Source organism: Cellulosimicrobium cellulans, assembly GCF_001722485.1.
Taxonomy (GTDB): Bacteria; Actinomycetota; Actinomycetes; order Actinomycetales; family Cellulomonadaceae; genus Cellulosimicrobium; species Cellulosimicrobium cellulans_A.
This window is the reverse complement of sequence record NZ_LWGL01000170.1, coordinates 1-6,354: the sequence shown is the minus strand read 5'-3', so window position 1 is coordinate 6,354 and position 6,354 is coordinate 1. Positions and strand designations below refer to the sequence as shown.

Sequence of the window (6,354 nt, the reverse complement as noted above, 5' to 3'; positions counted from 1 at the left end):
GCGGCCCGGGCGGCGGACCGGCTGCGCTCCGCGGTCGAGGACGCCTTCGGCCCGCAGGGCTACCCGCGGCACGTCACCGGCGGGCCCCGCGACGCGTCCACCGCGTTCGTGCTCCCGCCGTTCCAGCCCGAGCCGCTCACCGGCGCGCGGGATGCCTGGCGCGCGTCGGTCACGGACATGCTGCGGCCGGCGGGCGGGCTCGCGCCCGGCGCCGGGTGGCGCGAGGACGGCATCTCGTGGACCCCGCAGACGGCGCTCTACGCGCTGGCCGCGGCGTCGTCCTCCGACCCCGACGACCGCGCCGACGCGCGCGAGTGGCTCCGGTGGGTCGACGACCACCGCACCGCCTCGGGCGCGATCCCGGAGAAGGTGCTCGCCGACGGGTCACCCGCCGCCGTCGCCCCGCTGTCGTGGAGCGCGGCCCTCGTCGTGCTCGCGCTCGTCGAGCTCGACGCCGCTCCGCGGTAGAGCGAGGCTCTACCCGGGCACCGGGACGGGGCTCAGGTCGGGGTCGTGGCGGACGTCGAACTCCCGGCGCAGCACGCGTCGGGCCGCGTACCAGCCGCCGAGCCCGTGCACGCCCGGCCCCGGCGGCGTCGACGCGGAGCACAGGTACACGCCCTCGAGCCCGACGGCGTACGGGTCCGCCCGCAGCGACGGGCGTGCCACCATCTGCCACATCGTCACGGCGCCGCCGGCGATGTCCCCGCCGACGTAGCTCTCGTCGTGCCGGCTCATCTCGGCGGCCGGTGTGCACCGCGACGCCACGACGACGTCGCGGAACCCGGGCGCGAACCGCTCGATCTGCCCGACGACGTCCTCGGTGACGTCGCGCTCCGACCCGGCCGGCACGTGCGCGTACGTCCACAGCGGCCGCAGGCCGCCGGACTCACGGCCCGGGTCGGCCACCGTGGGGTCGCTGACGAGGACGACGGGACGGCCCGCGTGCCGGCCGGCCGCGACGTCGGCCTCGGCCTGCGCCATCTCGGCGCGCGTGCCGCCGACGTGCACCGTGGACGCGCGGCCGACCTCCGGGACGGCCCACGGGACGGGGCCGGACAGCACGAGATCCACCTTCGCCGCGGCGTCGCCGTGCCGGAACCGGCGCAGGCCCGCGACGGCGCGGGGCGAGAGCCGATCCGCAAAGACGTCGGCGACGACGCGCGGCGCCGTGTCGAAGACGTAGGCGCGCGCGGGCGGCAGGTCGGCGCGGGAGGCCACACGGTGTCCCGTGACGACGTCGCCGCCATGGGCGCGCAAATCCTCCACGAGCGCGCGGACGATCTCCCCCGACCCGCCCCGCGGGATCGGCCAGCCGCCGGGCGCGTGGCCGAGCGCCGCGAGCAGCAGCGCCGTCCCCGCTCCGCCGAGCGAGGGCAGAGGCGTGATCGCGTGCGCCGCCACTCCGGTGAGCAGCGCAGCGGCCTCCTCCGTCGTGAACCGGCGGTCCCAGGCCGCGGTGCCCTGCTCCAGCACGGCCGCCCCGAACCGGGCCGCGGTCGCCGCGCCGGCAGGACGCAGGACGCGCGCGGGCACGGACCGCTTGTCCCCGAGCGCGACCGCGACGGTGTCCCGCCACCCGTGCGCGAGCGGGCCGAGCAGCGCGCGCCACGCCGCGCCGTCGGGCCCCCCGAGGTGCGCGACGGTGCGGTCGAGGTCCTGGTAGGCGAGGCCCGCGCGCCCGCCGTCGAGCGGGTGGGCGTACGACACCTCGGGGGCGAGGAGCTCCACGCCGCGCGCCTTGAGGTCGAAGGCCTCGAAGAAGGGCGACGCCCACGCGAGCGGGTGGACGGCCGAGCACACGTCCTGGACGAGGCCCTCGGCGAGTTCCAGGTCGAGCGTGCGGGAGCCGCCCCCGGTCGTGGGCTGCCCCTCGAGCACGCGCACGTCGAGACCGGCGCGCGCGAGGGTGACCGCGGCGGCGAGACCGTTCGGCCCCGACCCCACGACGACCGCGTCGAGGTGCTCCGCCACGCGTCAGCGCCCGCCCTGCGACGGGGTCAGAGCGGCCGCACCTGCTCGGCCTGCGGGCCCTTGGTGCCCTGCCCGAGCTCGAACTCGACCTCCTGGCCCTCCTCGAGCGTGCGGTAGCCGTCGGTCTGGATGGCGCTGAAGTGGACGAACAGGTCCTGCCCGCCGCTGACGGGCGTGATGAACCCGTACCCCTTCTCCGCGTTGAACCACTTCACGGTGCCCTGAGCCATCGAGATCTCCTCGTGCGTCGTCGCCCGCAGGGCTCCCTCGGCCCCGCGGTACGCCGAGCCTAGCGGCGTCGCCGCGCGCGCGGAAGGTCGGCGCGTCGGCGGTGGAGGACGCCCCGATTCCGACGAACCGCCAGGTCAGGCACGGGAGGTCTCAGCCCGCGGGCGTGACCTCCGTCGTGAGGACGACCATGACGTCGCCCGAGCGCAGCGCCTGCTCGCTGACCTGTTCCGCCGGGATGCCGAGGATCGCCGCGATGGCCGCGGCGGTGTCAGCGCGGTTCGCCGTGTACCAGATGACGTTGCCCGTCGCCCCGGAGTCCCCGGGGTAGTCGTCGGCCTCGACGTTCGTGAAACCGCGCGCGTCGAGCGCCTCCTTGCCGCTCCCCGCCGCACCGGTCGGTCCGCCGTCATTGAGCACCCGGACGTAGGCGCTGGGGTCGGCGACCGCCATGAGCCCCTCGATGTCCGGCGCCGCAGGCGTCTCCTCGGTCGTCGGCTCCTCCGGAGCGAGAGGCGCCTCCGTCTCGACCGGCGGCTCGGTCGTCTCCTCGGCCGGGGCCTGCGTCTCCTCGGCCGCCGGCTCGGTCGACTGCGCCTGCGGCGGCGCCTCCTCCGACCCGCCCGACAGGAGCGTGACGCCTCCGTAGGCGAGGCCCGCGAAGACGACGGCGACGAGCAGGAACGGCCACGTCTTGCTCCACCCGCTGCGCGGCGTGCGGTGCACGCCGACGGGTGCGCCCTGCGGCGCGGGAGCGTCGAACTCGTCGGGCGCGTAGGGGTAGCGGCTCTTCGTCACGGCGACAGGGTAGCCCGGGGGACGCCGATGGCTAAACGCCCTGTTCGTCGGACTTTCACCCGTGGAGGGCGGCAGGAGCGGGGTCAGAACCCGCCGACACGACGCGCCGTGCGCGCGCGCTGACGGGTCGAGCGCATGCGGCGCAGCCGCTTGACCAGCATCGGGTCGTGCGCGAGCGCCGCCGGGGAGTCGATGAGGGCGTTGAGCACCTGGTAGTACCGCGTCGCCGACATGTCGAACAGCTCGCGGACGGCCTGCTCCTTGGCGCCGGCGTACTTCCACCACTGCCGCTCGAACGCGAGGATCTCGCGGTCCCGCTCGCTCAGGCCGGTCGCCGCGTCGCCGCGGCCGGCCCCCTGCGTCGCGTCGGGTCCGTCGAGCACGTACGCCGCCTCGCCCATCGGTCGCCTCCTGCACACTCTCGTCACCGGGTCTGCCGTCGCCGTCGCGGCGACGGCGCACCGGCTCGTCCGGGCCCCAGGGTATACGGAGCTCACGACAACGGTGTGATTCGCCCCGCCGGTGCGGGCTACGCTCGTGGACCGTGGAGAGCGCCGCCGGTACGACCCGTCCCCCGCTCGCGAGCGTCATGGCCCCGGACTGGGCGGAGGCGCTCGCGCCCGTCGAGCCGCAGATCCACGCGATGGGCGACTTCCTCCGCGCCGAGGTCGCCGCCGGCCGCGAGTACCTGCCCGCGCCGTCCGCGATCCTCAACGCGTTCTCGCGGCCCCTCGCGCAGGTACGGGTGCTCGTCGTCGGGCAGGACCCGTACCCCACGCCCGGGCACCCCATGGGTCTGTCCTTCTCGGTCCAGCCCCACGTGCGGCCCGTGCCGCGCTCGCTCCAGAACATCTTCGCCGAGCTCGCCGACGACGTCGGCGCCCCCGCACCCGCGAACGGCGACCTCTCGGCGTGGAGCGACCAGGGCGTCATGCTGCTCAACAGGGTCCTCACCGTCCGGCCGGGCGAGCCCGGCTCGCACCGCGGGCAGGGCTGGGAGGCGGTCACGGAGGCGGCCATCCGCGCGCTCGTGGCGCGCGACGCCCCGCTCGTCGCGATCCTGTGGGGCCGGGACGCGGCGACGCTGCGCCCGATGCTCGGGGACACGCCCGTCGTCGCGAGCGCCCACCCGAGCCCGCTCAGCGCGCGCCGGGGCTTCTTCGGGTCGCGCCCGTTCTCCCGGGTGAACGCGCTGCTCGAGGAGCAGGGCGCGGACCCGGTCGACTGGCGGCTCCCGGCGGCGCCTGCCCTCTGAGCGCGCCGAGGAGCACAATGGCCCCGTGACGACGCAGAACCCGACGACCTCCCCGCACGCGGGCGACGCCTCGACCGCCCCCGAGGGTCCGCCGCGGTGGACCAGCTACGTGGCGATCGGCGACTCGTTCAGCGAGGGCCTGTGGGACCCGTACCCCGGCAAGGAGGACCACCAGCGCGGGTGGGCCGACCTCCTGGCGCAGCACCTCGCCGTCCGCCGAGTCCAGGCCGGCGCGGAGCCGCTGCGCTACGCGAACCTCGCGATCCGCGGCCGCAAGCTGCCCGCCATCCTCACCGAGCAGGTCCCCGCCGCCCTCGAGCTGCGTCCGGACCTCGTGAGCCTCGTCGGCGGCGGGAACGACATCCTGCGGCCGAGCGCCGACGTCGACCGCCTCTCCCGCACCCTGGAGGACGCCGTGGCGCGGCTGCGCGCCGCCGGCGTCGACGTGCTCCTGGCGACGGGATTCGACGCGTCGCGCTCCCCCGTCGTGAACCTCACGCGCCCCCGCGTCGGCGTGTTCAACGCCAACCTGTGGGCGATCGCCCGCCGGCACGGCGCGTACGTCCTCGACCTGTGGGGCATGCGCGCCCTCCAGGACTGGCGCATGTGGTCCGACGACCGTATCCACCTCACGCCCGAGGGCCATCGGCGCGTCGCCCAGGGAGCCCTCGTGGGCCTCGGCCAGGAGCCCGACGACGCCGCGTGGGACGACCCGCTCGCGCCGCTCCCCCCGGCCCCGGTGCTCGACCGGGCACGGCAGAACGCGCAGTGGGTCCGCACCCACCTGCTGCCGTGGGCCCAGCGCCGGCTCCGCGGCACGTCGTCGGGCGACCACCGGGTGCCCAAGGCACCGGAGCTCCTGCCCGTGCCGCTCGCCCAGGACTGAGCCGGCCGACGCCCGGCCCACCGCAGGTACGGAAGAGCCCCCGACCCGGCGAGGTCGGGGGCTCTCTCGTGCGGAGCCGCCTGTCGGACTCGAACCGACGACCGTTCGCTTACAAGGCGAGTGCTCTACCAGCTGAGCTAAGGCGGCGTGCCGGGCTGCCGGACGAGAGAGCAGACTACCCGCTCGCCCGGCGGCCCGGACGGGCGTCAGCCCTTCGCGGCCTCGACGGCGGAGGCCAGCGCGGTCGGGTCCTGCCAGTTGCCGTCCCAGCGCTCGCCGTCGATCGTGATCGTCGGCGTGCCGAACCCGCCGGACTGCGGGTTGATGAGCGCCTCGTTGTTCGTGGCGAGGCTCGTCGCGGTCGCGGCCCAGTCGGCGTACGTCTCGGCGGCCGTGCCGTCCGCGATCTTCGCCGCGACCTCGGCGGACGCGCCGGCCTGCTCGGCGAGGTCGGCGATCTGCTGGTCGGTGAGCCCCTCGGTGCCCTCCTCGGGCTGGTTGGCGAACATGAGGGCGTTGAACTCGTTCATCGCCTCGGGCGCCTGGTCCGCCACGTACGCCGCGGCGGCCGCGGCACGGGTCGAGAACTGCGAGCCCTGCGACGTGCGGTCGAGGATCGAGACCGGGTGCAGCACGACGGTGGCGTCGCCGGACTCGCGCAGCGCGTCGAGCGACTCCCCGTTGGTCTCCTCGAAGGTCCCGCAGATGGGGCACATGTAGTCGAGGTACACGCCGATCTCGACCGCCTCGGCGCCGTTGTCGGTGCCCGCGACGCCCTCGGCGCCCATGGGGATGCCGCCCTCGTCGTTCGAGGTGGCGGGGCTCTCGACCTGGCTGAGGTCGCCCTCGGCGACGGCGTCGAGAGTCTGCTCGCGGTCGTTCATCGCCGGGATCCAGATGGCGAGGAACACGCCGACGAGGGCGAGCAGGCCGGCGACGAGCGCGCCGATCGTGATGAGGCGGTTGCGCTTGTCGCGCTTCGCCTGGGCCTCGCGCAGCGCGAGCGCCTCCGCGCGGGCGGCCTCGCGGCGCTGGGCCTTGGTCTGGGGTCCGTTGCTGGTCATGGTGGTCCTTCGGGTGCGGCGTCGCCGTCCGCGGCGACAGGGTGCGGGTGCGGGTGCGGGTGCCGTCGGCGCGCGCGGCGCGTCCTCAGGCGAGGGCGCCGAGCGGCGGGCCGCGCCGCGTGCGCACCACCGCGTCGGCGAGGTGGTGG

General features: G+C 75.8%; 7 protein-coding genes, 1 tRNA gene and 1 pseudogene. 3 read left to right on the top strand and 6 right to left on the bottom strand.

The annotated features are described in order from the left end of the window. A pseudogene (locus JZ5iCDA_RS19050) lies at positions 1-468 on the top strand (glycoside hydrolase family 15); the annotation flags it as partial. Positions 469-477: 9 nt separating this feature from the next. On the opposite strand, the gene JZ5iCDA_RS14560 reads toward JZ5iCDA_RS19050, so the two are convergent. The 4 genes from JZ5iCDA_RS14560 to JZ5iCDA_RS14545 all read right to left on the bottom strand — a co-directional run bounded on the left by JZ5iCDA_RS14560 (position 478) and on the right by JZ5iCDA_RS14545 (position 3,401). Continuing rightward, complete coding sequence (locus tag JZ5iCDA_RS14560) at positions 478-1,974, bottom strand: phytoene desaturase family protein (RefSeq protein ID WP_069387811.1); 1,497 nt, start codon at positions 1,972-1,974, stop codon at positions 478-480. 26 nt (positions 1,975-2,000) lie between these two features. Continuing rightward, positions 2,001-2,204, bottom strand: a complete 204-nt coding sequence (locus JZ5iCDA_RS14555; RefSeq protein ID WP_069387810.1) for a cold-shock protein — start codon at positions 2,202-2,204, stop codon at positions 2,001-2,003. Between the two features lie 151 nt (positions 2,205-2,355). Next, complete coding sequence (locus JZ5iCDA_RS14550) at positions 2,356-3,000, bottom strand: LytR C-terminal domain-containing protein (RefSeq protein WP_069387809.1); 645 nt, start codon at positions 2,998-3,000, stop codon at positions 2,356-2,358. Positions 3,001-3,083: 83 nt separating this feature from the next. Beyond that, complete coding sequence (locus JZ5iCDA_RS14545) at positions 3,084-3,401, bottom strand: DUF3263 domain-containing protein (RefSeq protein ID WP_069387808.1); 318 nt, start codon at positions 3,399-3,401, stop codon at positions 3,084-3,086. A gap of 143 nt (positions 3,402-3,544) precedes the next feature. On the opposite strand from JZ5iCDA_RS14545, the gene JZ5iCDA_RS14540 reads away from it, so the two are divergent. Together JZ5iCDA_RS14540 and JZ5iCDA_RS14535 are read left to right on the top strand one after the other, a co-directional pair. Continuing rightward, complete coding sequence (locus tag JZ5iCDA_RS14540) at positions 3,545-4,255, top strand: uracil-DNA glycosylase (RefSeq protein WP_290438817.1); 711 nt, start codon at positions 3,545-3,547, stop codon at positions 4,253-4,255. Between the two features lie 25 nt (positions 4,256-4,280). Next, positions 4,281-5,141, top strand: coding sequence for an SGNH/GDSL hydrolase family protein (locus JZ5iCDA_RS14535; protein WP_253182107.1), 861 nt, complete (start codon positions 4,281-4,283; stop codon positions 5,139-5,141). A gap of 74 nt (positions 5,142-5,215) precedes the next feature. Here JZ5iCDA_RS14535 and JZ5iCDA_RS14530 read toward each other — a convergent pair. Then, positions 5,216-5,288: transfer RNA gene (locus JZ5iCDA_RS14530), tRNA-Thr, on the bottom strand. Positions 5,289-5,347: 59 nt separating this feature from the next. Next, positions 5,348-6,205 carry a DsbA family protein gene (locus tag JZ5iCDA_RS14525; RefSeq protein ID WP_069387807.1) on the bottom strand — a complete coding sequence of 286 codons (858 nt, stop codon included), beginning with the start codon at positions 6,203-6,205 and terminating at the stop codon, positions 5,348-5,350. Between the last annotated feature and the right edge of the window lie 149 nt (positions 6,206-6,354).

Excerpts from the sequence above, each read along its gene's own strand:
- JZ5iCDA_RS14555 (WP_069387810.1), bottom strand. The coding sequence starts at position 2,204 with ATGGCTCAGGGCACCGTGAAGTGGTTCAACGCGGAGAAGGGGTACGGG.
- JZ5iCDA_RS14545 (WP_069387808.1), bottom strand. The coding sequence starts at position 3,401 with ATGGGCGAGGCGGCGTACGTGCTCGACGGACCCGACGCGACGCAGGGG.
- JZ5iCDA_RS14525 (WP_069387807.1), bottom strand. The coding sequence starts at position 6,205 with ATGACCAGCAACGGACCCCAGACCAAGGCCCAGCGCCGCGAGGCCGCC.